The 25,790-nt window shown below is 73.4% G+C and carries 19 protein-coding genes and 1 pseudogene; 13 read left to right on the plus strand and 7 right to left on the minus strand.

The window, feature by feature from the left end; all coding sequences use genetic code 11:
• Positions 1-2 precede the first annotated feature (2 nt).
• Genes hsaC through hsaA form a run of 3 tightly spaced genes read right to left on the minus strand, consistent with a single transcriptional unit; the run spans position 3 to position 2,952 of the window.
• On the minus strand, positions 3-905 hold the full coding sequence (hsaC, locus tag G6N66_RS24310; protein ID WP_085234839.1) for an iron-dependent extradiol dioxygenase HsaC: 903 nt from the start codon (positions 903-905) through the stop codon (positions 3-5).
• Entirely contained in the window at positions 902-1,771 is an 870-nt protein-coding gene (gene hsaD, locus G6N66_RS24315; RefSeq protein ID WP_085234840.1) for a 4,5:9,10-diseco-3-hydroxy-5,9,17-trioxoandrosta-1(10),2-diene-4-oate hydrolase, read from the minus strand. The genes hsaC and hsaD overlap by 4 nt, the downstream gene beginning before the upstream one ends.
• Positions 1,768-2,952 (minus strand): 3-hydroxy-9,10-secoandrosta-1,3,5(10)-triene-9,17-dione monooxygenase oxygenase subunit, encoded by a 1,185-nt coding sequence (hsaA, locus tag G6N66_RS24320; protein WP_085234841.1) that lies wholly within the window; start codon positions 2,950-2,952, stop codon positions 1,768-1,770. Before hsaA ends, hsaD begins: the two co-directional genes overlap by 4 nt.
• A 158-nt stretch (positions 2,953-3,110) precedes the next feature.
• Between hsaA and G6N66_RS24325 the strand changes: the two genes are divergently transcribed.
• Positions 3,111-4,178: a ferredoxin--NADP reductase gene (locus G6N66_RS24325; protein ID WP_085234867.1), complete on the plus strand. Its 1,068-nt coding sequence runs from the start codon at positions 3,111-3,113 to the stop codon at positions 4,176-4,178.
• A 169-nt stretch (positions 4,179-4,347) separates the two neighbouring features.
• A pseudogene (locus tag G6N66_RS30605) lies at positions 4,348-9,324 on the plus strand (PE family protein); the annotation flags it as partial.
• Between the two features lie 323 nt (positions 9,325-9,647).
• Here G6N66_RS30605 and G6N66_RS29790 read toward each other — a convergent pair.
• Positions 9,648-9,833: a hypothetical protein gene (locus tag G6N66_RS29790; protein ID WP_163645914.1), complete on the minus strand. Its 186-nt coding sequence runs from the start codon at positions 9,831-9,833 to the stop codon at positions 9,648-9,650.
• Positions 9,830-10,678 carry a hypothetical protein gene (locus G6N66_RS24350; protein ID WP_163645915.1) on the minus strand — a complete coding sequence of 283 codons (849 nt, stop codon included), beginning with the start codon at positions 10,676-10,678 and terminating at the stop codon, positions 9,830-9,832. Before G6N66_RS24350 ends, G6N66_RS29790 begins: the two co-directional genes overlap by 4 nt.
• A 55-nt stretch (positions 10,679-10,733) precedes the next feature.
• Here G6N66_RS24350 and G6N66_RS24355 point away from each other — a divergent pair, with 55 nt between their 5' ends.
• Together G6N66_RS24355 and G6N66_RS24360 are read left to right on the plus strand one after the other, a co-directional pair.
• Entirely contained in the window at positions 10,734-13,868 is a 3,135-nt protein-coding gene (locus G6N66_RS24355) for a hypothetical protein (RefSeq protein ID WP_163645916.1), read from the plus strand.
• Positions 13,869-13,935: 67 nt separating this feature from the next.
• Entirely contained in the window at positions 13,936-14,478 is a 543-nt protein-coding gene (locus G6N66_RS24360) for a hypothetical protein (RefSeq protein WP_085230986.1), read from the plus strand.
• Positions 14,479-14,551: 73 nt separating this feature from the next.
• On the opposite strand, the gene G6N66_RS24365 is transcribed toward G6N66_RS24360, so the two are convergent.
• Positions 14,552-16,657: an acyl-CoA dehydrogenase gene (locus tag G6N66_RS24365; RefSeq protein ID WP_085230985.1), complete on the minus strand. Its 2,106-nt coding sequence runs from the start codon at positions 16,655-16,657 to the stop codon at positions 14,552-14,554.
• A gap of 259 nt (positions 16,658-16,916) precedes the next feature.
• Here G6N66_RS24365 and kstR point away from each other — a divergent pair, with 259 nt between their 5' ends.
• Complete coding sequence (gene kstR / locus G6N66_RS24370; RefSeq protein ID WP_139825016.1) at positions 16,917-17,528, plus strand: cholesterol catabolism transcriptional regulator KstR; 612 nt, start codon at positions 16,917-16,919, stop codon at positions 17,526-17,528.
• Here the strand turns inward: kstR and G6N66_RS24375 are convergent.
• Positions 17,525-18,601: a LacI family DNA-binding transcriptional regulator gene (locus G6N66_RS24375; RefSeq protein WP_085230983.1), complete on the minus strand. Its 1,077-nt coding sequence runs from the start codon at positions 18,599-18,601 to the stop codon at positions 17,525-17,527. The genes kstR and G6N66_RS24375 overlap by 4 nt on opposite strands.
• A gap of 62 nt (positions 18,602-18,663) precedes the next feature.
• Between G6N66_RS24375 and G6N66_RS24380 the strand changes: the two genes are divergently transcribed.
• The 8 genes from G6N66_RS24380 to G6N66_RS24415 are packed head-to-tail and all read left to right on the plus strand — an operon-like array spanning position 18,664 to position 25,775.
• Complete coding sequence (locus G6N66_RS24380; protein WP_085230989.1) at positions 18,664-19,626, plus strand: metal ABC transporter solute-binding protein, Zn/Mn family; 963 nt, start codon at positions 18,664-18,666, stop codon at positions 19,624-19,626.
• Positions 19,623-20,465 (plus strand): metal ABC transporter ATP-binding protein, encoded by an 843-nt coding sequence (locus tag G6N66_RS24385; RefSeq protein ID WP_085230982.1) that lies wholly within the window; start codon positions 19,623-19,625, stop codon positions 20,463-20,465. The genes G6N66_RS24380 and G6N66_RS24385 overlap by 4 nt, the downstream gene beginning before the upstream one ends.
• Entirely contained in the window at positions 20,462-21,331 is an 870-nt protein-coding gene (locus G6N66_RS24390) for a metal ABC transporter permease (protein ID WP_085230981.1), read from the plus strand. The genes G6N66_RS24385 and G6N66_RS24390 overlap by 4 nt, the downstream gene beginning before the upstream one ends.
• A gap of 51 nt (positions 21,332-21,382) precedes the next feature.
• The gene (locus G6N66_RS24395) at positions 21,383-22,087 is read left to right on the plus strand and encodes a sensor domain-containing protein (RefSeq protein WP_085230980.1); all 705 of its coding nucleotides are present in this window, start codon (positions 21,383-21,385) and stop codon (positions 22,085-22,087) included.
• Positions 22,088-22,098: 11 nt separating this feature from the next.
• The gene (locus tag G6N66_RS24400) at positions 22,099-22,809 is read left to right on the plus strand and encodes a sensor domain-containing protein (protein ID WP_085230979.1); all 711 of its coding nucleotides are present in this window, start codon (positions 22,099-22,101) and stop codon (positions 22,807-22,809) included.
• Between the two features lie 21 nt (positions 22,810-22,830).
• Positions 22,831-23,589 carry a LamB/YcsF family protein gene (locus G6N66_RS24405; RefSeq protein ID WP_085230978.1) on the plus strand — a complete coding sequence of 253 codons (759 nt, stop codon included), beginning with the start codon at positions 22,831-22,833 and terminating at the stop codon, positions 23,587-23,589.
• Positions 23,589-24,509 (plus strand): MBL fold metallo-hydrolase, encoded by a 921-nt coding sequence (locus G6N66_RS24410; protein ID WP_085230977.1) that lies wholly within the window; start codon positions 23,589-23,591, stop codon positions 24,507-24,509. Before G6N66_RS24405 ends, G6N66_RS24410 begins: the two co-directional genes overlap by 1 nt.
• Positions 24,510-24,524: 15 nt before the next feature.
• The gene (locus tag G6N66_RS24415) at positions 24,525-25,775 is read left to right on the plus strand and encodes an SLC13 family permease (protein ID WP_085230976.1); all 1,251 of its coding nucleotides are present in this window, start codon (positions 24,525-24,527) and stop codon (positions 25,773-25,775) included.
• Positions 25,776-25,790: the final 15 nt, after the last annotated feature.

The following is a 25,790-nucleotide window of genomic DNA, read 5'->3' on the forward strand; positions in this document are numbered from 1 at the left end:
GTTCAGCTCTTGAAGCCGACGCTGAAGTCGTGGCCCCACAGACTGATCGCCGTGCTCTCCCGGGCGATCCAGTCGTTGTCGTCGACTTTTCTTCCCTCGCAACCGAATTCGACATCGAATCCGCCGGGCGTCTTCATGTAGAACGACAGCATCAGGTCGTTGACGTGGCGGCCCAGCGTCGCCGACATCGGCACCTTGCGGCGCAGCGCCCGGTCCAGGCACAGCCCGACGTCGTCGGCTTCCTCCACTTCGACCATCAGATGCACGATGCCGCTGGGGGTCTGACCGGGCATGAAGGCCAGGCTGTGGTGGCGCGGGTTGCAGCCCAGGAAACGCAGCCAGGCCGGCGGCCCGTCGGCGGGCCGACCGACCACCTGCGGCGGCAGCCGCATCGAGTCACGCAGCTTGAAGCCCAACACATCCCGATAGAAGTGCAGCGTCTCTTCGTCGTCGCGGGTCGTCAACACCACATGCCCCAGGCCCTGTTCGTTGGTGACGAACTTGTGCCCGTACGGGCTGACCACCCGGCGGTGCTCCAGCGCGGCGCCGTGGAAGATTTCCAGGCAGTTGCCCGACGGGTCGGAGAACCGGATCATCTCGTCGACCCGTCGATCCGCCAGCTCTGCGGCGGTGGCTTCCTTGTAGGGGGTGCCCTCCACGTCGAGTCGGTTCCGAATCTCCTGCAGGCCTTCGGCATTCGCGCATTCCCAGCCGGCTTCGATGAGCCGGTCCTGCCCACCGGGCACGATCACCAGCCGCGCCGGGAAATCGTCCATCCTCAGATACAGCGCGCCCTCGGTGCTGCCCTTACCCTCGACCATGCCGAGGACTTTCAGGCCGTAGTCGCGCCAGGCCGCCATGTCGGTGGCCTCGATGCGCAGGTAGCCCAGCGACCGGATGCTCATGCCCCACCTCCCAGGAAGTCGATGGTCAGCTTGTTGAACTCGTCGAACTTCTCTACCTGCGCCCAGTGCCCGCATTGCCCGAAGACGTGCAGTTGTGCGCGCGGGATGGTCTTGAGCGCGACCAGCGCGCCGTCCAGCGGGTTGACCCGGTCCTCGCGGCCCCACATCAGCAGCACCGGCTGGCGCAGCTTGTAGACCTCGCGCCACATCATGCCGAGCTCAAAGTCGGCCCCGGAGAACGACATTCCCATGGCGCGGGTCGCGGTCAGCGATTCCGGCGTGCTGGCCAACGCGAAGCGCTCGTCGATGAGTTCCTCGGTGATCAGCTTTTGGTCGTAGACCATGACCCGCAGGAACGCTTCCAGGTTTTCCCGGGTGGGCTGAGCAGAGAACTTGCCCAGCCGTTTGACGCCCTCGGTGGGGTCGGGCGCGAACAGGTTGACGCTCAGCCCGCCGGGACCCATCAACACCAGCCGCCCGGCCCGGTCGGGATAGTCCAGCGCGAACCGCACCGCGGTGCCACCGCCCAGCGAATTGCCAACCAGCGGAACGCGTCCCAGGCCCAGCTGGTCGAAGAGGCCCTTGAGCGCCCGCGCGGCGTAGCGGTTGAACTGGCCGTGCTCGGCGCGTTTGTCGGAGTGGCCGTAGCCGGGCTGGTCGACGGCCAGCACGTGGAAGTGCTGCGCCAGCACCGCGATGTTGCGCGCGAAGTTGGTCCAGCTCGACGCGCCCGGGCCGCCGCCGTGCAGCAGCACCACGGTGTCGCCGGCGCCGGCCTCGTGGTAGTGCAGCTTCAGCGGGCCGTCCACGTCGACCTCGGCGAAGCGCGAGGTGGACTCGAAGGTGAGCTCTTGCGTCGTGGTCATACCATCGTGTCGCCGGGCGGCAGCCCGAACTCGTTGTTCCCGAAGATCTGGTAGGCCCGCTCCGGGTCGTTGGCCGCGTGCACCCGCCCGGCGTGCGCGTCGCGCCAGAAGCGTTGCACCGGTTGATCATTCATCAACGCGGTGGCACCGGCCGCCTCGAACAGCCGGTCGATCGAGGCGATGGCGCGTGCGGTGGCACGCACCTGGTCGCGCCGCGCACGGGCGCGCAGCTCGAACGGGATCTCCTTGCCGGCACTCAACAGCGCGTACTCGTCGGCCACGTTGCCGGACAGCTGACGCCAGGCGGCGTCGATGTCGCTGGCGGCCTCGGCGATGCGGACCTTGGCGAACGGGTCGTCCTTGGCCTTTTCGCCGGCGAACGCCGCGCGCACCCGCTTGCCCTGATGCTCCACATGCGCGTCGTATGCGCCGTAGGCCATGCCGACGATGGGCGCCGAGATCGTGGTGGGATGCATTGTGCCCCAAGGCATCTTGTAGACGGGGGCGGTGTTGGTCTGATAGCCGCCGGCGGTGCCGTCGTTCATCGCCTTGTAGGACAGGAACCGGTGCCGGGGCACGAAGACGTCCTTGACGACGACGGTGTTGCTGCCGGTGCCGCGCAGGCCGACCACATGCCACACGTCATCGATGCGGTACTCGCTGCGCGGGATCAAAAAGCTGCCGAAGTCCACCGGCCGTCCGTCCTTGATCACCGGACCGCCGAGGAAGGCCCACGTCGCGTGGTCGCACCCCGACGACCAGTTCCACGAACCGTTGACCAAATAGCCGCCGTCGCACACGACGCCCGCACCCATCGGGGCGTACGACGACGAGATCCGGGTGTGAGTGTCCTCGCCCCACACCTCCTCCTGCGCGCGCTGGTCGAACAGGGCCAGGTGCCAGTTGTGCACGCCGATGATCGAGCTGACCCAACCGGTGGAACCGCACGCGCTGGCCAGCCGGCGCGCCGCCTCGTAGAACAGGGTGGGATCGCACTGCAGGCCGCCCCACTGCTCGGGTTGCAGCAGGGTGAAGAAGCCGGCCTCGTCGAGTTCGGCGACCGTCTCGTCGGGCAGGCGGCGCAGGTCCTCCGTCGCCTGAGCGCGCTCGCGGATCCGCGGCAGCAGATCGTCGATGGCGGCTAACACCGATTGCGCGTCGCGCTGTTGAATGGACGTCACGTGCCGTTGCCTCCTCGGCCAAAGAACGATGCCTATTTAACACAGAAGACTAGAACACGTTCCGATTTGTGTCGAGCAGGGTATTCCTGCGGCTGGTAGCGATACGTATTGGGTTTTCTGTAACATGTTCTAGTTCCGCCGGATCAGAAAGGATGGGCGTGACCGAGGCAGATCTGGACGAGCCGCTCGGCGACCATGTCCTGGAGCTGCAGATCGCGGACGTCGTCGCCGAGACCGACGATGCGCGCTCGCTGGTGTTCGCGGCACCCGACGGTGCCGACATCCCCGCCGAGCGGTTGCGGTACGCCCCCGGCCAGTTTTTGACCCTGCGCATCCCCAGCGAGCGCACCGGCTCGGTGGCGCGCTGCTATTCGCTGTGCAGCTCGCCGTTCACCGACGACGCGCTGACCGTCACGGTGAAACGCACCGCGGACGGCTACGGGTCCAACTGGTTGTGCGACCACGCCCATGCCGGCATGCGAATCCATGTGCTGGCGCCGTCGGGCAACTTCGTGCCCCGCACGCTCGACGACAACTTCCTGTTGCTGGCCGCCGGCAGCGGGATCACGCCGATCATGTCGATCTGCAAATCGGCGCTGTCCGAGGGCAGCGGGCAGGTCGCCCTGGTGTACGCCAACCGCGACGACCGCTCGGTGATTTTCGCCGACGCGCTGCGCGACCTGGCCGCCAAGTACCCCGACCGGCTGACGGTGCTGCACTGGCTGGAGTCGCTGCAGGGACTGCCCAGCGCGACGGCCCTGGCTGCGCTGGCCGCGCCCTACACCGACCGGCCCGCCTACATCTGCGGCCCCGGGCCCTTCATGGAGGCGGCGCGCGTTGCGCTGGAAACGCTCAAAGTGCCTGCGGCCCAAGTGCATATCGAGGTGTTCAAGTCGCTGGACTCGGATCCGTTCGCGGCGGTGAAGATCGAGGACAGCGGTGACGAGCCGCCCGCCACCGCCGTGGTGGAGTTGGACGGCGAGACCCACACTGTGTCGTGGCCGCGCAACGCCAAGCTGCTGGACGTGCTGCTGGCCAAGGGTCTTGATGCGCCGTTCTCCTGCCGCGAGGGCCACTGCGGTGCGTGTGCCTGCACGCTGCGCGCCGGCAAAGTGAGCATGGAAGTCAACGACGTGCTCGAGCAGCAGGACCTCGACGACGGGCTGATCCTGGCCTGCCAGTCGCATCCCGAAACCGATTCGGTGGAAGTCACTTACGACGAGTAGTTGGGATCCTTGGTCGGGCTGGCGCCGTATTGGCTGACGTGACGTCGGCATGACAGCAAAGTGAGCAAGTTCGGCAATCGCAGTATTTTCCGATTCCAAATCTGTAGCGTTCGGCGCACCGTTCGACGATTTCCCGCGCGCCCTTTCCAGCCCACTTTGGGGGTCCTTGATGTCTTCGTATGTATTGGTGACTCCTGAAGCCCTGTCGGCTGCGGCGTCGGACCTGTCCGGAATCGGGGCGGCCATCAGGGGCGCCACCTCCGCGGCGTCGACCCCGACGACGGGGATCATGGCGGCCGCGCAAGACGAGGTGTCGGCGGCGATCGCGAAACTGTTCGGCGCCTACGGCCAGAACTTTCAGGCGCTCAGCGCGCAGTCCACGTCGTTTCACGATCGATTCGTGGCCGCGTTCCGTGAGGGTGAGGCCGCCTACGCGCGCACCGAAAACGGAAACGCCACGCCGCTGCAGGTCCTGGAAAACGACGTGATGGGGGTTGTCAATACGCCCACCGAGCTGTTGCTGAACCGCCCGCTTATCGGCGACGGCGCCGACGGGGCGCCCGGCACCGGGCGGGCCGGCGGGGACGGCGGGATCCTCAGCGGCAACGGCGGCAACGGCGGGTCGGGCGCGGCCGGGCAGGCCGGCGGGGCCGGCGGGTCGGCGGGTCTGCGCGGCCGCGGCGGCAACGGCGGGGCCGGCGGGCGGCGACGACGCCGGGCGGCAACGGCGGGCCGGTGGCGCCGGCGGCGACGGCGGAACGGCCAGCGGGTCGGCGGCTCGGGCGGGGCCGGCGGAGCGGCGCGGCCGGCGCGGCCGCCGGCCGGCGGGGCGGCGGCCCCGGCGGCGCGGGCGGTCGCTCGTTCGGGCTCGGCGCCGCGGCCGGGCACGGCGGTGTGGGCGGGGACGGCGGGGCCGGGGGCGCGGGTGCGATCGGCCAGGCCGGCGGCGCCGGCGGGACCGGCGGCGACGGCGGTGCGGGTGGCCACGCCAGCGGTGCGCTGGCCACCAGCGGCAGCGGCGGTGTCGGCGGCAACGGCGGCCTGGGCGGCAACGGCGGCGACGGTGCCACCGGCGTCAACAGCGCCGGAGGCAACGGCTCGGCCGGCGGCGCCGGCGGCAACGCCGGGGCCGGCGGCGCGGCGGGCGGCAGCGGGGCCAATGCGGGTGCCTTCGGCACCGCCGGCAATGGCGGCGACGGCGGCAGCGGCGGGGCCGGCGCCGACGGCGCGACAGGCGCCACCGCCGGCGCCGACGGGGCCGCCGGCTTCGCGGGCGGCAACGGCGGCGCCGGCGGTGTGGGCGGCAACTCCGGGACCGGCGGCACCGCGGGCAGCGGCGGGCTTGGCGGCAGCGGCGGCGGCGGCGCGGCGCCGGCGCTGACGTCGGCAGCAGCAACGGCGGCAACGGCGGCGCCGGCGGGCATGGCGGTAACGCCTCGGCCGGCGGGGCGGCGGGCATCGGCGGCGCGGCGGGCACCGCGGCGGCGCCGGGACGGCGGCGCCGGCGGCGGCAACGGCGGACGGTTGGCGGGCGACGGGCGGCGGCAACGGCGGCAACGGCGGCAACGGGAGCGGAACCACGGCAGTGGCGGCAACGGCGGCACCGGCGGCAAGGCGGTGGCAACGGGCGGCGGCAACGGCGGCGGGCGGCAACGGCGGTGCCGGCGGCACCGGCGGGGCCGGCGGCCACGGCACCGACGGCAACGCTCTGTTGATCGGCGACAACGGCGGCGCGGGCGGGATCGGCGGCACCGGTGGCAACGGCGGCAACTCGGGAGCCGGCGGCACCAACGGGGCCAGCGGCGGCGGCGGCAACGGCGGCGACGGCGGCAGTGGCGGCGACTCCACCAGCACCAGCGGTGTCGGCGGCCTCGCCGGAGCCGGCGGCAACGGCGGTGACGGCGGAGGTGCCGGCCACGCCGGAAGCGGCGGCGCGCAAAGCGCGGTGGGCGGCGCCGGCGGCAACGGCGGCAGCGGCGGCAACGCCGGCAATGGGCAACAAAACGCGGGAGTTACCGGCAGCAACGGCGGCGACGGCGGCAACGGCGGCAGCGGCGGCATTGGCGACGTCGCCGAAACCGGGGGCAACGGCGGCGCCGGCGGCAACGGCGGCACCGGCGGCACCTGGACAGGCGGCGGAATCCCGAATGCTGGGCCTGCCGCCAACGGCGGCCCCGGCGGGGCCGGGGGCAACGGAGGCAACGGCGGGGCCAGCACCGGTGCGCTGACCACCGACACCGGCGGCGCGGGCGGCAGCGGTGGCTCGGGCGGCGCCGGCGGCACGGGCATGACCGGCGTCGATGGCGGCGCGCCAGGCACGGGCGGCAACGGCGGAGCCGGCGGCAACGGCGGGGCCGGCGGGACCGCGGGGCACGACGACGGCACCCCCTTCGAGGACATCGGTCACGGCGGCGCCGGCGGCAATGCCGGCAGCGGCGGCGCCGGCGGCACCGGCGGCGGCACCGGCACCAGCGGCCTCACCGGCGCCAACGGCGGCAACGGTGGCGCGGGCGGCACCGGCGGCGCGGCCGGCAACGGCACGGAGCTCGGCACCACCGGTGCCGGCGGCGACGGCGGCACCGGCGGCGGCGCCGGCGACGCCGGCGCGGGCGGCGGCACCGGCGGGGCCGGCGGCGCGGCGGCGACGGCGGGCTGGCCATCGGCGCGCAGGCGGGCAACGCCGGCAACGGCGGCACCGGCGGTAATGGCGGGGACGGCGCCGTCGGCGCCGCTAACGGCGGGCGGGGCCGGTGGGGTCGGTGGCAACGGCGGCGGCGCCGGCACCCCCAGCACCGGTACCGGCGGCAACGCCGGCAGCGGCGGCGACGGTGGCAGCGGCGGCAACGCCGGGCCCGATCCCGGGACCGGCGGCACCACCGCTCCAGCGGGCGGCAATGGCGGTAACGGCGGCTCCGCCGGCATCGCCGGCACCGGCTTCAACACCGGCAGCGACGGCAACGGCGGCAACGGCGGCAACGGCGGGAACGGGGCCGACGGCAACGACGGCACCGTCGCGCCCACCGGCGACAAGGGCGGCGCCGGCGGAGCGGGCGGCGACGGCGGTGTCGGCCGGGTCAGCGGGGCCGGCGGCGACGGCGGCAACGGGGGCGCCGGTGGCGCCGGAAAGGCGGGAACCGGCGGCACCGCACCCGGGGACGGCGGCGCCGGTGGGGTCGGCGGCACCGGCGGAATCGGCGGCGCCGCCATCAACCGCGGCACCGCGGGCGCCGGCGGCGCGGGCGGCAACGGCGGGATTGGCGGCGGCGGCGGCAACGCCGCTGCGGGCTCCACCTTCACCAGCGGCGCCGGCGGAGCCGGCGGGTCCGGCGGCTCCGGCGGTGACGGCGGCCGGGCCTTCCCCGTCGGGCCGGGCAATGTCGGCGGCGACGCGGGCAACGGAGGCAACGGCGGCGACGCCGGCGACGGCGGCACGGGCGGCGCCGCGGGTGGTGCCGGCGGCGTAGGCGGCAACGGCGGTACCGGCGGCAAACCCGGCGGCGGCTCCACCGAGGGCAACAACGGAACCGGCGGCAACGGCGGCAATGGCGGCGACGGCGGCGTCGGCGCGGCCGGCACCGCGGGCAACGGGGGCTTCGCCGGGGGCAACGGCGGCGCGGGCGGCTCGGGCGGTAACGGTGTGGCCGACGGCAACTTCGGCACCGGCGGCAACGCCGGCAATGGCGGCAATGGCGGCGACGGGGGCAACGCGGGTCCCGACTCCGGGGCCGGCGGCGGCACCGCTCCTGCCGGCGGCAACGGCGGCAACGGCGGCGACGCCGGCCGCGCCGGTTCCGGCGCCACCGCGGGCAACGGCGGCATCGGTGGCCACGGCGGTAACGGCGGCGACGGATCCGACGGCAATAGCGGCACCACCGCCCCCAACGGGGACAACGGCGGCGCCGGCGGCAAAGGCGGAAACGGCGGCGGCGGCGGTGCCACCGGCACCGGCGGCGACGCCGGCGCGGGCGGATCCGGCGGCTCCGGCGGCAACGGCGCCGCCGGCACCAGCACCACCGTGCCCGGCAACGGCGGCAACGGCGGCGCCGGCGGCAACGCCGGAACCGCGGGCACCGGCGCGACCGCGGGCGCCAGCAGCGTCGGCGGCAATGGCGGCAACGGCGGGGCTGGCGGCAGCGCCGTCACCGGCGGCGCCGGCGCCGCGGGCTTCGCCGGCGGCAATGGCGGGGCCGGCGGCGATGGCGGCGGTGCCACCGGCTCCGGCAGTGTCGGCGGCAACGGCGGCCTGGGCGGCGCGGGCGGTAGCGGCGGCGACGGCGGGTTCGACAACGGCGGCGCCAACCCCACCGCCCCGGCAGGCGGCGCGGGCGGTAATGGCGGCAACGGCGGCAACGCCGGCAAGGGCGCCACCACCGGCAACGGCGGCGCCGGCGGCGCCGGCGGTGGGGGTGGCAACGGCGCCACCGGCAACACCGCGCCAAACGGCAACGGCCGGGCGGGCGGCAGCGGTGGGTCCGGCGGTATCGGCGGCAACGGAGGCAACTCCGGCATCGGCGGCACCAACGGCGCAAGCGGTGCGGGCGGCACTGGCGGCGCCGGCGGGGCCGGTGGCAATGGTTCTGCCGTGACCACCGGCAGTGGCGGCGCTGGCGGTGCGGGCGGCAACGGCGGCGCCGCCGGCACGGCCGGGAAGGGCGCTGGCGGCAAGTTGAGCGCAGACGGCGGCGCCGGAGGCGCGGGCGGCCTGGGTGGCAACGGCGGCAACGCCAGCAACGGCGGCACCGGCGGTGCGGCGGGTGGCGCTGGCGGCAACGGCGGCAACGGCGGCGCCGGCGGCACCGGCGACGCCGCGGAGTCAGGCGGTGCGGGCGGCGCCGGCGGCAACGGCGGCGGCGGCAGCGACGCCGGCACGGCCCCGACCGGAGGCTCCGGCGGGGCCGCCGGCAACGGTGGCAATGGCGGCGACAGCAGGTACGGCGTCGTTGCGAACGCCGGCGGAGCCGGCGGGGCGGGCGGGACCGGCGGCGACGGCGGGACCGGCTTGACCGGGACCAGCAGCGTCGCTCCGGGCAACGGCGGCAGCGGCGGCGCCGGCGGCGTGGGCGGAAAGGGCGGCACCGTCGGCAACGGCGGCCTCGCGGGCGTCGGCGGCCAGGGCGGCACCGGTGGCGCCGGCGGCGATGGCGGCAACGCGGCCCCCGGCTCAACCTTCACCAGCGGCGCGGGAGGCGCCGGCGGCAGCGGTGGGACGGGCGGTGGCGGCGGCAACGCGTTCGCCGTCGGCCCCGGCAACACCGGCGGCAACGCGGGCAACGGTGGTAACGGCGGCGTCGGCGGCAACGGCGGCACGGGCGCCGCCGCCGGCGGCGACGGCGGGGTAGGCGGTGACGCCGGAGACGCCGGCGTCGCGGGCACCGGCGCAACTCCGGGCAGCGGCGGTACGGGCGGGACGGGCGGCAACGGCGGTGCGGGCGGCAACGGCAACGTGGTCGGCGCCGCCGGCAGCGTCGGCTACGCCGGCGGCGACGGCGGGGCCGGGGGCAACGGCGGCAACGCCACCGGCGCCGGCAGCGTCGGCGGCACCGCGGGCAGCGGCGGCAACGGCGGCAGCGGCGGCAACGGCGGGGCGGACACCGGCACGGGCGGGACCGCCGCCCTGCCGGCGGCGCGGGCGGCGACGGCGGCGACGCCGGTCACGCCGGCACCGGCGCCACCGCGGGCGCCGGCGGTAGCGGCGGCAACGGCGGGGCCGGCGGCAACGGCGCGATCGGCAACGCGGGCACCGCCGGGAACCCGGGCGACAGCGGCGGCAGCGGCGGGGCGGGCGGCAACGGCGGGGCCGCGACCGGCACCGGCAGTGTCGGCGGCGACGGCGGCACCGGCGGCGCCGGCGGCAAGGGCGGAGACGGCGGCTTCCGCGACGTCGGCCAGACCGGCGGCAACGGCGGGGCCGGCGGCAACGGCGGCGCCGGCGGCAGCGGCGGCAACGCCAGCGGCACCGGCAGTATTGGCGGCGACGCCGGCGACGGCGGCAACGCCGGCAACGGCGGCAACGGCGGTCCCGACATCAACCGCAACGGCTCCGCCACCGCCCCGAACGGCGGCGCCGGCGGCAACGGCGGCGACGCGGGCCGGGCGGGCACCGGCACTGGTACCGGCTCCAACGCGGGCGCCGGCGGCTTTGGCGGCAACGGCGGTGACGGCGGCACCGGCAGCATCGGCAACAACGCCCTCGCCCCCGGGCGCACCGGCGACAACGGCGGCAACGGCGGGGCTGGGGGCAACGGCGGGAACGGCGGCGCCACCGGCACCGGCGGCAACGCCGGCAACGGCGGCAACGGCGGCACCGGCGCCAACGGCGGGACAGACACCGGAACCGGCGCCGCCACCGCCCCGAACGCCGGCAACGGCGGCAACGGCGGCGACGCCGGACGCGCCGGCACGGGTGCCACGGCAGGCAACGGGGGCGCCGGCGGGAACGGCGGCGACGGCGGCGACGGCACCAAGGGCAACGTCGGCGCTGACGGCAGCGTCGGCGACAACGGCGGCAACGGTGGCCGCGGCGGCAACGGCGGTAACGCGACCGGCGCCGGCGGCGTGGGCGGAGACGCCGGTGACGGTGGCAGCGGCGGCGCCGGCGGCAACGGCGGCGCCGACACCGGAACCGGCAACGCCACCGCGCCTGCCGGCGGCAACGGCGGCGCCGGCGGTAACGCCGGCCAGTCCGGCACCGGCGCCACCACCGGCAGCGGCGGCAGCGGCGGCAATGGCGGGATCGGCGGCGACGGCGCCGACGGCAACCCCGGTGACATCGGCGCCAACGGCGACAACGGCGGCAAGGGCGGCGCCGGCGGCTCGGGTGGTCAAGCCACCGGCCCGGGCAGCGTCGGCGGCAACGGCGGCGCCGGCGGCAACGGCGGTGCCGGCGGTAACGGCGGCACCGACACGGGCAACGGCGGCAGCACCGCCCCGTCCGCCGGCAGTGGCGGCAACGGCGGCAATGGCGGCAACGCCGGCACCGCGACCGGTACCGGCTCGAGGGCCGGCGACGGCGGCAATGGCGGCAGCGGCGGCAGCGGCGGAACCGGCAGCAACGGCAACGCCGCCACCGTCAACGGCCGCGGCGACAACGGCGGCGCCGGCGGCGCCGGCGGGATCGGCGGCACCGGCGGCAACTCCGGCGCCGGCGGCACCAACGGCGCCAGCGGCGCCGGCGGCAACGGCGGTGACGGCGGCACGGGTGGCGGCGGCATCTTCCCGGCCGGCGGCGACGGCGGCGCCGGCGGCAGCGGCGGCAATGGCGGTGCGGCCGGGACCGCCGGCAGTGGCGGCGCGTCCAGCCTGGCCGGCGGCGCCGGGGGCAGGGGCGGCAACGGCGGCACCGGCGGAAGCGGCACCAACTACAGCGGCAGCTTCGCCGGCGGCGCCGGCGGCAACGGCGGCAACGGCGGCAACGGCGGCACCGGCGATCTCGCCGAGACCGCGGGCGTCGGCGGCAACGGCGGCAACGGCGGCGTCGGCGCCAGCGCGACAGGCAGCTTCGCCCCGCCCGGCAAGATCAACGGCGGCACGGGCGGAGCCGGCGGAAACGGCGGCACCGGCGGCGACAGCAAGGGCGGCATCTCCACCAACACCGGCGGAAATGGTGGCGCCGGCGGCACCGGCGGCGACGGCGGCAACGGCACGCCCGGCACCACCACCATCAAGCCCGGCGACGGCGGCAAGGGCGGCGCCGGCGGCAGGGCCGGTGCCGGCGGCGACGCCTACCGGGCCGGATCCACCAGCGGCCAGGCCGGCAATGGCGGTAACGGCGGCGACGCGGGCAACGGCGGCGCCGGCGGCGGCGCGGCCGCCGGCTCGGGCTTCGCCGGCGGCCTCGGCGGCGCCGGCGGCGTCGGCGGCAACGGCTCCGGCGGCGGCTACGGCGGCTCGACCGGCGCCGGCGGCAACGCCGGCAACGGCGGCAGTGGCGGCAACGGCGGCGCGGCCGGGGCCAGCGCCGGCAACATCGGCAGCGCTGGAGGCGCCGGCGGTCAGGGCGGTAGCGCCGGTCTGGTCGGCAACGGCGCCACCCCCGGCAAGGGCGGCATTGGTGGGGCCGGCGGCGACGGCGGCAACGGCAGCGACGGCGGCGCGGGCGTCGCGGGTGGCGGCGGCTTCATCGGCGGCAGCGGCGGGATCGGCGGCAACGGCGGCAACGCCGACGGCGCCGGCAGCGTGGGCGGCGCCGCGGGCAACGGCGGCAACGCGGGCAACGGCGGCGACGGCGGGGCCGACACCGGCACCGGCGGCACCACGGCCCCGGCCGGCGGTGACGGCGGCAGCGGCGGCGACGCCGGCAACCCCGGCACCGGGGCGACCGCGGGTGCCGGAGGGGTCGGCGGCAGCGGCGGGTCCGGTGGCAACGGCGCCGCCGGCAACCCGGGCGACGCCGGAAAGGCCGGCGATACCGGCGGCGCGGGCGGCAACGGCGGGGCCGGCGGCGACGCACTCGGCACCGGCAGCCTCAGCGGCAACGGTGGGGCCGGCGGCAACGGCGGCGCCGGCGGCAATGGCGGGGCCGACACCGGGTCGGGCAACAGCACGGCCCCGGCCGGCGGCGCCGGCGGCAAGGGCGGCGACGGCGGCAGGTCAGGCTTGTTCGCCGCAACCGCGGGCGACGGCGGGGCCGGCGGCGCCGGCGGCAACGGCGGCACCGGCAGCACGGGCGGCAACCTCACCGCCCCCGACTTCGCCGGCGACAACGGCGGTGCCGGCGGCGCTGGCGGCGGCGGCGGCGACGGCGGCGACTCGGCCGCCGGCGGCACCAACGGCGCCAGCGGAGCCGGCGGCAACGGCGGCAACGGCGGCAATGGCGGAAGCCCCGTCCGCGTCACCCAGGGCGGCCCCGGCGGCGCCGGCGGCAGCGGGGGCGCCGGGGGCAACGCCGGCACGGCCGGCACAGGCGGAAACACCAGCCTCGCCGGCGGCGCCGGCGGCAACGGCGGCCAAGGCGGCAACGGCGGCAACGCCGCCGACAACACCAGCGCGGCGGGCGGCGCCGGCGGTAACGGCGGCCGCGGGGGCGCCGGCGGCAGAGGCGATCTGACCGAAGCCGCCGGTAATGGCGGCGCCGGCGGCAACGGCGGCGTCGGCAGCAGCTACACGTTCGTGACGCCGCCCCCGTCACCGTTCGTCGGCGGCACCGGTGGGGCCGGCGGCAACGGCGGCACCGGCGGCCTCAGCACCGGCGGTACATCCACAAACATCGGCGGCACGGGCGGCACCGGCGGCAACGGCGGCGTCGGCGGCAATGGCAGTGCGGGTGCCGCCGGCGTCGCGCCCGGCACCGGCGGCACGGGGGGTGACGGCGGCAGCGCCGGAGCCGGTGGTGGCGCCGGCACCGGCGGAACCGCCGGCAACGGCGGCATAGCCGGCACCGGCGGCGACGGGGGCAACGGCGGCAACGCCGCCGCGGGCTCGGGCTTCACCGGGGCCACCGGCGGCAGGGGCGGCGACGGCGGGGACGGCGGCCGCGGCGGCAATGCCAGCCCCGGCGGCACCGGCGGCAACGGCACCGAAGGCGGATTCGGCGGTGACGGCGGTCGAGGCGGCACCGGCAGCAACGGCGGCGAAGGGCTCGGCGGAAACATCGGCGGCAACGGCGCTCCTGGCGACCCGCACCTCGGAAACAACGGTGGGGCCGGCGGCGAAGGCGGCGTCGGCGGCAACGGTGGCCCCGGCGGCTCCTAGCAGCGACGGGACTAGTCGCGGGGTCGCCTCCTGCCTTAGGCTCAGCGAGCCGGAAAGGGGAGCGCCGATGATGCGGCTGTTAACGAGATTCGCCACGGGAATCGCCGCCGGATCGATGCTGGCCTGCCTGACCGCGCCGATCGGATCGGCGGCCAGCAACGACGCCGTCACCCTGTTCCCCCTCGACGGGCCCAACCAGTTGGAGACGCACGCCTTCCTGAACTGCTTCAAAGCCGACGGCCACTGCGACTTCGTCGTCGGGGCCGACATGCGCACCCCCGACGGTGTGACCGGCTTCCCGCCCGGGCTGTGGGCTCGCCAAACCACCGAGATCCGCTCGTCAAATCGGTTGGCGTACTTAGATGTTCACGGCACCGGGCAGTTCGAGCGGGTCAACAAGGCCATGGGGTCCGACGAGGTCACCACCATCTACATGGGTGAGGGGCCGCCGGACAAGTACCAGACGACGGGCCGCATCGACTCGACCGACTGGTCGACCGGCCTACCCAAGACCGACAACAACGTCATCGCCTGCACCCACATCCAGGTGGTCTACACCGGCGTCAACATCACCTCGCCCAGCACCTGCGCTCAGACCACCTTCTCTTAATCCGCCGAGATTGCCCCCAGGGTCGTGATTTTCCAAAAGTCACAGCCTTGGCGGCAATCTCGCCGCCGGCCGGCTACCGCGGCAGGCCGAGCAGCCGCTCGGCGGCCACCGTGAGCAGGATCTGCTCGGTGCCGCCGGCAATCGTCAGGCAGCGGGTGTTGAGGAAGTCGAACACGGCGCGGTTGTGCACGAATCCACCGCCCTCGCAGACGTCCATCGCGTATTCGGCGAGCGCCTGCCGATAGCGCACCCCGATCAGCTTGCGCACGCTGGACTGCGCCCCCGGGTCGTGGCCGCCGACGGCGAGCTGGGCGATGCGCTGATCCAGCAGCGCGCCGGTCTGCGCCAACGCGATCAGCCGCCCCAGCCGATCCTGTTGCGCGACATCGAGATCCAGCGTCGCGAGCACGGTGAGCAGCTCCTCCATCGGGTTGCCCAACGCAGTGCCGCTGGCCATCGCGATGCGTTCGTTGGCCAGCGTGGTCCGCGCCAGCCGCCAGCCGTCGTTGACCGTGCCCACCACCATCTCGTCGGGCACGAACACGTTGTCCAGGAAGACCTCGTTGAACAGCGAGTCGCCGGTGATCTCGCGCAGCGGCCGGATCTCGATGCCGGGCGATTTCATGTCCACCAAAAAGTAAGTAATGCCTTTGTGTTTGGGCGCGTCCGGGTCGGTGCGGGCCAGGCACACGCCCCAGCGCGCCTTGTGCGCCGCCGACGTCCACACCTTCTGTCCGGTCAGGGACCAGCCACCGTCGGTGCGCACCGCCTTGGTGCGCAGCGACGCCAGGTCCGAGCCGGCGCCCGGCTCGGAAAACAGCTGGCACCAAAGGAATTCACCACGCATCGTGGCCGGGACGAACCGCTCGATCTGCTCCGGCGTGCCGTGCTCGAGGATGGTCGGCGCCGCCCACCAGCCGACCACCAGATCGGGTCGCTCGACGCCGGCCGCCGCCATCTCCTGGTCGATCAGCAGCTGCTCGGCCGGCGAGGCGGCGCGCCCGTACGGCGCCGGCCAGTGCGGCGCCTGCAGCCCGGCCTCGGCGAGGGCCACCTGCCGCTCGGAGGGTGGCAGCGCGGCGATTTCGGCTACGGCAGAAGCGATTTCGGCTCGCTGGCCTTCCACCTCGGTGAGGTCGATCCCCAGGCGACGGCGCACACCGTCCTGAGTCAACGCGGTGATGCGGCGCAGCCAGGGCTCGGCCCCACCCAGGAACCGGCCAATGACGTGCGCCCGGCGCAAATACAGATGCGCGTCGTGCTCCCAGGTGCAGCCGATCCCGCCGAGCACCTGGATGCAGTCCTTGACATTGGCCTTCGCCGAAGCGATCCCGACGCTGGCCGCCAACGCCGCGGCGATCGCGAACTGACGCTCGTCCGACTCGCCGGCGGCCCGGGCCGCGTCGGCCGCGGCCACCTCGGCCTGCTCGGCGCGACACAACATCTCGGCACACAGGTGCTTGACGGCCTGAAAACTGCCGATCGGCTTGCCGAACTGCTCGCGCACCTTGGCGTACGCGACCGCGGTGTCTAGCGACCACCGGGTGACGCCGGCCGCCTCGGCCGCCAGCACCGTGGCGGCCAGGTTCTCCACGCGTTCGCAAGACGCCGAAACAACCGTGGCCGGCGCCGACGTCAGCACCACCCGGGCCAGCGGCCGGGAGAAATCGGTGGCCCGCAACAGCTCGACGACGACCCCGTCGCTGCCGGTATCGACCAGCAGCCACTTTCCGTCGGACGGCACCAGCAGGACGCCCCCGTCGGCGCCGCCCAGCACCCACGGGACGGTGCCCGATGCCCGCGTCCCGTCGAACTCGACGTCGCCCTCCAAAGCCAACCCGGCGAACCGCTCACCCGAGACCAGCGCTGACAACACAGTGGGGTCATCCAAGACCAACGTGGCCAGCGCGGTCGTCGCGATCGGCCCGGGCACCAGCGACTTGGCCGCCTCCTCGACCATGGCGCACAGGTCTTCGATGCTGCCGCCGGCCCCGCCGCGGTCCTCGGCGACGGCGACGCCGAACAGTCCCAGCTCGGCCAGGCGCGCGTACACCGGCCGCCACGCGTCGGCGTCACCTTGCTCGACGGCGCGGCTGGCCTCGCTGGAACCCGAACTGCGGGCCCAATCGCGCACCAATTCACGTGCCGCGAACTGTTCGTCGGTGACGGTCGCTACCACGTGTTAGTCCTCCGCGTCGTCATAACAGCGCGCCCGCGCGCACTAGAACGTGTTCTAATAGTGCCAGCGATCGAACGTCAAGTCGAACGCCATCACAGCAGGACAGGTCCGCTGGACCGGCGGGACGGAGGTGGGAAATTCACGCTCGGCTTGGTTATCGTTTGCGAACGAACCGCCCGAAAGAGGGGGAATCCGTCACATGCCTGCGAACACCAACACGGGACGCGCTTCTGACTCGCAGCCGCGCGAGGTCGTGAACGTGGCGGTACTGGCCGAATCCGAACTCGGCTCGGAGGCACAGCGGGAGCGCCGTAAGCGCATCCTCGATGCGACCATGGCCATCGCGTCGAAGGGCGGCTACGAGGCGGTTCAGATGCGCGCCGTCGCCGACCGGGCCGACGTCGCCGTGGGCACGCTCTACCGCTACTTCCCGTCAAAGGTGCACCTGCTGGTGTCGGCGCTGGGCCGCGAGTTCGGCCGCATCGACGCCAAGACCGACCGCTCCTCGGTCGCCGGCGGCACGCCGTTTCAGCGGCTGAACTTCATGGTCGGCAAGCTCAACCGGGCGATGCAACGCAATCCGCTGCTCACCGAGGCGATGACGCGGGCCTACGTGTTCGCCGACGCGTCGGCGGCCAGCGAGGTCGACCAGGTCGAGAAGCTGATCGACTCCATGTTCGCGCGCGCGATGGCCGACGGCGAACCGACCGAGGACCAGTACCACATCGCCCGGGTGATCTCGGACGTGTGGCTGTCGAACCTGCTTGCCTGGCTCACCCGGCGCGCCTCGGCCACCGACGTCAGCAAGCGGCTGGACCTGGCTGTGCGGTTGCTGATCGGCGACACCGAAACCGCCTCCGGAACCAGCTAAGCCGGCGGCCCCGAAGTCCGCCCGCGGATCAACTCGGTGTCCAGCAGCTCAACGACCGGCAGGCCCGATCGGGGCGGCTTGAGCAACAGCTCGCCGGCCCGACGGCCCTTCCCCAGGCTGGGCTGCGCCACCGTCGTCAACCCGCGGCTGATCGCCTCGGGCACGCCGTCGAACCCGGTGACACTGATCTGGCCCGGAACGAAAATGCCATGTGCGCGAAGGTAATCCATGGCCGAGAGCGCCAAAATATCAGCGGTGCACATCAGGGCGGTGATCCGCGGATTGGCCTCCATCGCCGCCTTGGCCGCGTCGCCACCCGACGTCGAGAGGTGCTCGTAGCTTTCCACCACGGTCAGCGAGTCCGGGTCGACACCGGCGGCCCGCATCGCGTCCCACACGCCGAGGATGCGCTCGCGCTGCACGTCGAAGATCGGTGACTTCAGCCGCTCGGCATCGACCAGGTCGTGCCGACGGTCCCGGCCCAGCCGCATGGTCAGCAGCCCGATCTCGCGATGCCCCAACCCGAGCACGTACTCGGCGAGCTCGCGCATCGCCGCGCGGTCGTCGATGCCGACCCGCGATACCCCGGCGAGGGTTTTGGGCTGATCGACCACCACGACCGGCAGCCGTCGCCGCAGCACCACGGGCAGGTAGGGATCGTCGTCGCCGACCGAATACACGACGAAGCCGTCCACCCCGGCGCCGAGCACGGCGGCCGTTCCCTCCTCGAGGCTGCGGCTGGGTCCCACCGCCACCAACAACAGCCCCTGCCCCAGCTCCTCACACGATTCCGCCACGCCCGCGACGAAATCCCGCGCCGCCGGGTCGCTGAAGGAATACGTCAGCGCCTCGGTCATCACCAGTCCGACGGCACCGGCCTTGCGGGTGCGCAGCGATCGGGCCAGCGGGTCGGGCACATAGCCCAACCGCTTCGCCGTGGCCAGCACCCGCTCGCGCAGCTCGGGCGACAGCTGATCCGGCCGGTTGAAGGCGTTCGAGATCGTGGTCCGCGAAACCTTCAGCTCGGCCGCCAACGACGCCAGAGTCGCTCGCCGCCGCGTTGTGGGACTCACGTTCGGTGACGCTACAACGGTGCAAGGCGACCGCCACCAGCGGATACGCGCGCCACTTCCTAATGGAAACGATTGTCATTAGGATTAGGGGTCGACCCGGGCGGGTCCCAGAAAGGAAAACGAGCGTGCGCACGGCGTTCAACCGACGGCTCGTAGTCCTTTTCCTGGCCGGCTGCACGGCACTGGCCGGGTGCGGGACCGGGGGGCCCGGACACCTCGGCTCGCCGATGGTGGTGGCGTCCACCGACGCGTGGGGCAGCGTGGCACGCGCGGTCGCCGGCAACCACATCCCCGTCAGGTCGATCCTGGCTGGCGCCGACATCGATCCGCACTCCTATCAGGCCAGCCCGTCCGAAGCGGCCGCGATCATCGACGCGTCGCTGGTGGTCTACAACGGCGGCGGCTACGACCCGTGGGTCGACGACGTGCTCGCCGGACATCGGGCGGTCAACTCGGTGAATGCTTTCTCTTTCGCCCAAAGCGGCGCCAACGAACACGTCTTCTACGACCCGAACGTCGCCAAATCGGTTGCCGACACCGTCGCGGAGAAGCTGGCGGCGATCGACCCGCGCCACACCGCGGACTATCGGGCCAACGCGGCCGAGTTCCGCCGCGGCGCCGATGCGATCAACGACTCCGAACACGCGATCGCCAAGGCGTATCCCGGCGCCGGGGTGATCGCGACCGAGCCCGTCGCGCACTACCTGCTGGCGCGGTCCGGCTTGGTCGACCGCACCCCGCCGGCGTTCGCCGCGGCCAACGAGAACGAAACCGATCCCGCCCCCGCCGACATGGCGGCGGTGCTCAACCTGATCGAGCATCGTCAGGTGGCGGCACTGGTGGTCAACCCGCAGACCTCGACCGCCGCGATCACCGGCCTGCAAGACGCCGCGCGGCGGGCGGGGGTGCCGGTGACCGAGGCGACCGAGACGCTGCCCGACGGCATCGACTACCTGACCTGGCAGCGCAGAACGGTCAGCCGGCTGCTCGCAGCGCTGCGGTCGAATCAACCAGCGGGGCTATGAGTCTCAAAGCGCCGCAACAACAATCACCGGCCCCGCACACCGCCGCTCGCGCGGACGCGGTGTCGCTCAGCGGCGCTCGGCTGGCGTTCGGCGACCGGGTCCTGTGGGACCACCTTGACCTGTCCGTTGCGCCGGGCGAGTTCATCGCGGTGCTCGGCCCCAACGGCAGCGGGAAGACGTCCCTGCTGAAGGTGCTGCTCAGCCAGCTTCCGCTGAGTGCCGGCACCGCGCTGGTGGACGGCAAGCGGGTCACCTCCGGCAGCGGCCGTATCGGCTATGTGCCGCAACATCGTTCGCTGGACCGCGATGTGATGCTGCGGGGCCGCGACTTGGTTCGGCTGGGCATCGACGGAGCGCGCTGGGGCGCCCTGCCGCTGCGGTCCGCCGATCGGGCCCGCCGACGCGAGGCCGTCGCGCAGGCACTGCGGCAGGTCAACGGCGAACACCTGGCCGATGTCCCGGTCGGGGTGATGTCGGGCGGCGAACTGCAGCGGATGCGCATCGCTCAGGCGCTGGCCAGCGACCCGACCCTGCTGCTCTGCGATGAACCGCTGTCGGCGTTGGACCCGGCGAACGCCCGGCTGGCGGCGGCGCTGATTGACCGTCGCCGTCGCGTGGCCAACACCACGGTCATCCTGGTCACCCACGAGGTCAACCCGATCCTGCCGTACGTGGACCGGTTGCTCTACTTGGTCGACGGCCGATTCCGGGTCGGCACCGTCGAGCAGGTGATGACCTCCGAAACGCTGTCGGCGCTCTACCATGCCGACATTCAGGTGGTGAAGACCAAGGATCGCTACGTGGTGATCAGCGATGCGGTCGAGGGGCACCCGGAGTGAACGAGCGGCTGAAAGACACGCTGCACCACCTGTTCTCGTTCGACATCACCGCGCACCTGCTCAGCCACGACTTCGTCCAACAGGCGCTGCTGGCGGCGGCGCTGCTGGGGTTGGTGGCCGGGTTGATCGGCCCGTTCATTGTGATGCGCCAGATGTCGTTCGCCGTGCACGGCTCCAGCGAATTGTCTTTGACGGGAGCGGCTTTCGCGTTGCTGGTGGGGTTCGAAGTGGGCGTGGGCGCGCTGATCGGCAGCGCGCTGGCGGCGGCGCTGTTCGGCGTTCTCGGTCGGCGGGCCCACGAGCGCGATTCGGTGATCGGGGTGGTGCTGGCGTTCGGGCTGGGCCTGGCGGTGCTGTTCATCAACCTCTACCCGGGCCGCACCGCCACCAGCTTCGCGTTGCTAACCGGCCAGATCGTCGGGGTCGGCTATTCCGGGCTGGCGATGCTGGCGCTGGTCTGCCTGTTGGTCATCGCCGTGCTGGGAACGTGCTATCGGCCGCTGCTGTTCGCCACCGTGGATCCGGAGGTCGCGGCCGCGCGTGGTGTGCCGGTGCGCGCGCTGGGCATCGTGTTCGCCGCGCTGGTCGGGGTGGTGGCCGCCCAGGCGGTGCAGATCGTCGGGGCGCTGTTGGTGATGTCGTTGCTGATCACCCCGGCCGCCGCGGCCGGCCGAATAGTGGCCTCACCGGCCGCGGCGATCGTGACCTCGGTGGCCTTCGCCGAGGTTGCCGCCGTCGGAGGCATCGTGCTGTCGCTGGCGCCCGGGGTGCCGGTCTCGGTGTTCGTCGCGACCATCTCGTTCGTGATCTATCTGTCGTGCTGGCTGATTGGCCGAAACCGGTCGGGCATCCGCGCCGCCGCTTAAACTTGTCGCACGAACCTGGCCAACGGAATGACGGCGTGACGGGGAGGCACAGTGCGTCAGCGGATTGCGGGGCTCGCGCTGGTCGCCGCGTGCGCCGCGGGCTGCGCCACCACGGTCGACGGCAAGCCCGTGGCCGCCGACCACTCCGGGCCGCTGACCCAGACCCCCGTCGCGGTTTCGGCGCTGGACGGGCTGCTGCTGGACCCGAGCCAGATCAATGCCGCGCTCAACGCCACCTCGATGAAGGTGTGGTTTTCCGGCAGGGCGATGTGGGACTGGAGCACCAGCGTGAGCGACCCGACCTGCCTGGCGATCGACGGCCCGGCGCAGGACAAGGTCTACGCCAACACCGGCTGGACGGCCATCCGCGGCCAGCGGCTCGACGACAGCGTCGACGACTCGAAGCGGCGCAAGCACTACGCCATCCAGGCCGTCGTCGCGTTCCCCTCGGCGCGCGACGCCGCCGCGTTCTATGACTCCTCGACGCACACCTGGCCCGCCTGCTCGAATCGCCGCTTCTCCGACATCAACCCCGGCAAGCCGGACACCGTGTGGACGGTGTCGGGAACCAGCAACGACAACGGCATGCTGACCGCCAGCCAGGTCCAGCAGGGCGGCGACGGCTGGACCTGTCAGCGCGCCCTGACCGTGCGCAACAACGTCGCCATCGACATCGTGACGTGCAGCTATACCCAATCGGGTGCGGTGGCGGTCGGGGTCGCACAGCAGATCGCCGCCAAGGTGGCCAAGCAGTAGGCACGAAACTCATGCGACGGGCAATTCGATGGCGGGCCGCGCTGGCGGCCGCCACCATCATCGGCACCTCCGGCTGTGTCGCCACCGTTGCCGGTGTGCCGCGGGTCGGCGGCGACCGCGCCCCGCTGAGTTGGGGACCCGATCTCGCCGCGGCGCAATTGGCCGACGTGCTGCTCGACGCGGCGACGGTCAATCAGCTCATGGGCACCAACGGCATGACCGAGCTGCGGACCTACGACCAGATGCCCGGCGATGACGGCACGTATTCCGACGCCGCCTGCGCGGGAGCGGTTTTCAACACGGTCGAGGCCGCCTACAAGGGCAGCGGGTACGTCGCGGCCAAGGGCACGCAATTCAGCGACACCGGCGGCAAACACTACGTCGACCAGGGCGTGGTCGCGTACGGCAGCGGCGCCGACGCCCGCAAGTTCCTTGCCGCATCGCAACATTCGTGGCAGCGCTGCGTGGGCCGGCACATCGCCTACCGAGCGAAAAACGACAGCCCCATCACCTGGACCATCCGCGCGCCGGTCACCACGGACGGCATCACCGTCGCCGTCGTGGACCGGGAAGCGGGCGAGGAGTACGCCTGCGCGCACGGGATCACCGCCAAATCCAACGTGGTGATCGACGTCTCGGCCTGCAGCGACGGCATGGCCAACCAGGGCCTTAAGATCGCGCGCATCCTGGTCGACGCCATCGCCGCCAACTTTCCACGATGAACTAGCCCTAAGCTGTAGGGCGTGCCGCGCATCGATCTCAACGCCGACTTGGGCGAGGGCTTCGGCGTCTGGCAACTCGGCGACGACGACGCCATGCTGAAAATCGTCACGAGCGCGAACGTGGCGTGCGGCTTCCATGCCGGGGACCCCGCCGGCATGTTGCGGGTGTGCCGCGCGGCCACCGAGCGCGGGGTGCGCATCGGAGCGCAGGTGAGCTATCGCGACCTAGCCGGATTTGGCCGGCGCTTCATCGACGTCACGGCCGAGGATCTGCGGGCCGATGTGGTGTATCAGATCGGCGCGTTGCAGGCGATCGCACGGGCCGCCGGCTCGGCGGTGTCCTACGTCAAACCGCATGGCGCGCTGTACAACACGATCGTGACCAACGGCGAGCAGGCCGCCGCCGTGGCCGAGGCGGTACGCCTGGTCGACGCCGCCCTGCCGGTGCTCGGCATGGCCGGTTCGGCGTTTTTCAGCGAGGCGACCCGCCTCGGCTTGCGCACGGTGGCCGAGGCTTTCGCCGACCGCGCCTACCGGCCCGACGGTGGGCTGGTTTCCCGTCGCGAGCCGGGCGCGGTGTTGCACGATCCGGCCGCGATCGCCGAGCGGGTGGTGGCCATGGTGAGCACCGGCGAGGTCACCGCCGTCGACGGATCACGGCTCGCCGTTTCGGTGGAATCGGTTTGCGTGCATGGCGATTCACCGGGCGCGGTGCGCATCGCCGCCGCGGTGCGTGCAGGCCTTGAGGCGGCCGGCGCCGACATCGAGGCGTTCAGCTGATGCGACTCAAGCTCGGCCGACCCGACATCGCGAGGTATTCGGATCGGTTCACTGTGCCTGCCGCCCAAGCTGATTCGCCGCTATCGGTGACGTGGCTGGGGGTGGCGACCTTGTTGATCGACGACGGGTCTTCGGCGCTGATGACCGACGGCTTCTTCTCCCGCCCCGGCCTGGCGCGGGTGGCGGCCGGCAAGCTACAGCCGTCGGCCGCACGCGTGGACGGCTGCCTGGCCCGGGCCAAGGTGTCACGGCTGGAGGCGGTCATCCCGGTGCACACCCACTTCGACCACGTGATGGACTCGGCGCTGGTCGCCGACCGCACCGGCGCGCGACTGGTCGGCGGCGAATCGGCGGCCAACGTCGGGCGCGGCCACGGGCTTCTTGCCGACCGTGTGGTCGTCGCCGTCCCGGGAGAGCCAATTCGGTTGGGCCCCTTCGACGTTACGTTGATCGAATCCCGCCACTGCCCGCCCGACCGGTTCCCCGGGGTGATCGACGCCCCGGTCAAACCACCGGTGAAGGTGTCCGCCTACCGATGCGGCGAGGCGTGGTCGACGCTGGTGCACCACCGGCCCTCGGACCGGCGGCTGCTGATCCAGGGCAGCGCCGGTTACAAAGCGGGCGCGTTGACCGGACAGGCCGCCGATACGGTCTACCTGTCGGTCGGCCAGCTGGGGTTGCATCCGCGCTCATACCTGGTCGACTACTGGACGGAGACGGTCCGCGCGGTGGGCGCACGCCGAGCGATCCCGATCCACTGGGACGACTTCTTCCGCCCGCTGTCAAAGCCGTTGCGGGCGTTGCCCTATGCGGGCGACGACTTGGACGCGTCGATGCGCATTCTGGACGAGCTGGCCACGCAGGACGGTGTCGCGCTGCAACTGCCGACGGTGTTCCAGCGCGAAGATCCCTGGATCTGATCGGCGAACCCACACGTGCTTTTGACTGTCGCGCTGTTGCTGCTTGCCGTGGTGCTCGGGTTCGCGGTCGCGCGCCCACAGGGCTGGCCGGAGGCGCTGGCGGCGGTGCCGGCGGCGGGGATCCTGATCGCGATCGGCGCGATCTCGGTGCGCCAGGCGGCCGCTCAGGTCGCCGGGCTCGCCCCGGTGGTGGCCTTCCTGGGCGCGGTGCTGGTGCTGGCCAAGCTGTGCGACGACGAGGGCCTGTTCGAATACGCCGGCGCGGCGATGGCGCGGACGAGTCCGCAGGGCGGCGGCCTGCTGCGGCAGGTGTTCGCGATCGCCGCCACCATCACCGCCGTCCTGAGCCTAGATGCCACGGTGGTACTGCTGACCCCGGTGGTGCTGGTCAGCGTCCGTCGGCTGCGCACGTCGATGCGGCCGTACGCCTATGCCACCGCACATCTGGCCAACGCCGCCTCGCTGCTGCTTCCCGTCTCGAATTTGACCAACCTGCTGGCCTTCCACGTCGCAAAGCTGTCGTTCGCGAAATTCACGCTGGTGATGGCGTTGCCGTGGCTGGCCGCGGTGGCCGCGGTGTACGTGGTCTTTCGGGTGTTTTTCGCGCGAGATCTGCGCCAGCGGCCGAAGCCAGACGGGGCCGGGCCACCCCGCCGGCCGCCGGTGTTCGTGTTGGTGGTGGTGGCGCTGACGCTGGCCGGGTTCGCCGTCTCGGAGTCGGTGGGCGTGGCCCCGGCCTGGGTGGCGCTGGCGGGAGCCGCGGCGCTGGCGGTGCGCAGCCTGCGGCGCGGACACACGTCAGTGCGGGAGATCGCGCGCTCGGTCAACGTGTCGTTTCTGGTGTTCGTGCTGGCGTTGGGCATCGTCGTGCAGGCGATCACGCTCAACGGGATGGGCCGCGCGATCTCCGCGGTGCTGCCGTCGGGAGCGTCCGCCGCCGGGCTGCCCGGTTTGCTGGCGATCGCGGCGGTGGCCGCGCTGCTGGCCAACGTCGTCAACAATCTGCCCGCCACGCTGGTGTTGGTGCCGCTGGTCGCGCCGAGCGGGCCGGTGGCCGTGCTGGCGGTGCTGATCGGGGTCAATATCGGCCCCAATCTGACCTACGTCGGGTCGCTATCCAACCTGCTCTGGCGCGGGGTTCTGCGCCGCCAAAACGTCGAGGCTCCCGTCGCCGAGTACACCCGCCTCGGGGTGTGCACCGTTCCCACCGCCCTGGTCGCGGCGGTGCTGGCGCTGTGGGTCGGCGTGCGGCTGCTGGGTGTCTAGGCCGGAACCGGCGGC

It is taken from the genome of Mycobacterium conspicuum (assembly GCF_010730195.1).
In the GTDB taxonomy this organism is placed as follows: Bacteria; Actinomycetota; Actinomycetes; order Mycobacteriales; family Mycobacteriaceae; genus Mycobacterium; species Mycobacterium conspicuum.

Excerpts from the sequence above, each read along its gene's own strand:
- G6N66_RS24360 (WP_085230986.1), top strand. The coding sequence starts at position 13,936 with ATGATGCGGCTGTTAACGAGATTCGCCACGGGAATCGCCGCCGGATCG.
- hsaD (WP_085234840.1), bottom strand. The coding sequence starts at position 1,771 with ATGACCACGACGCAAGAGCTCACCTTCGAGTCCACCTCGCGCTTCGCC.
- G6N66_RS24400 (WP_085230979.1), top strand. The coding sequence starts at position 22,099 with ATGCGACGGGCAATTCGATGGCGGGCCGCGCTGGCGGCCGCCACCATC.
- G6N66_RS24380 (WP_085230989.1), top strand. The coding sequence starts at position 18,664 with ATGGAAACGATTGTCATTAGGATTAGGGGTCGACCCGGGCGGGTCCCA.
- G6N66_RS24410 (WP_085230977.1), top strand. The coding sequence starts at position 23,589 with ATGCGACTCAAGCTCGGCCGACCCGACATCGCGAGGTATTCGGATCGG.
- hsaC (WP_085234839.1), bottom strand. The coding sequence starts at position 905 with ATGAGCATCCGGTCGCTGGGCTACCTGCGCATCGAGGCCACCGACATG.
- G6N66_RS24385 (WP_085230982.1), top strand. The coding sequence starts at position 19,623 with ATGAGTCTCAAAGCGCCGCAACAACAATCACCGGCCCCGCACACCGCC.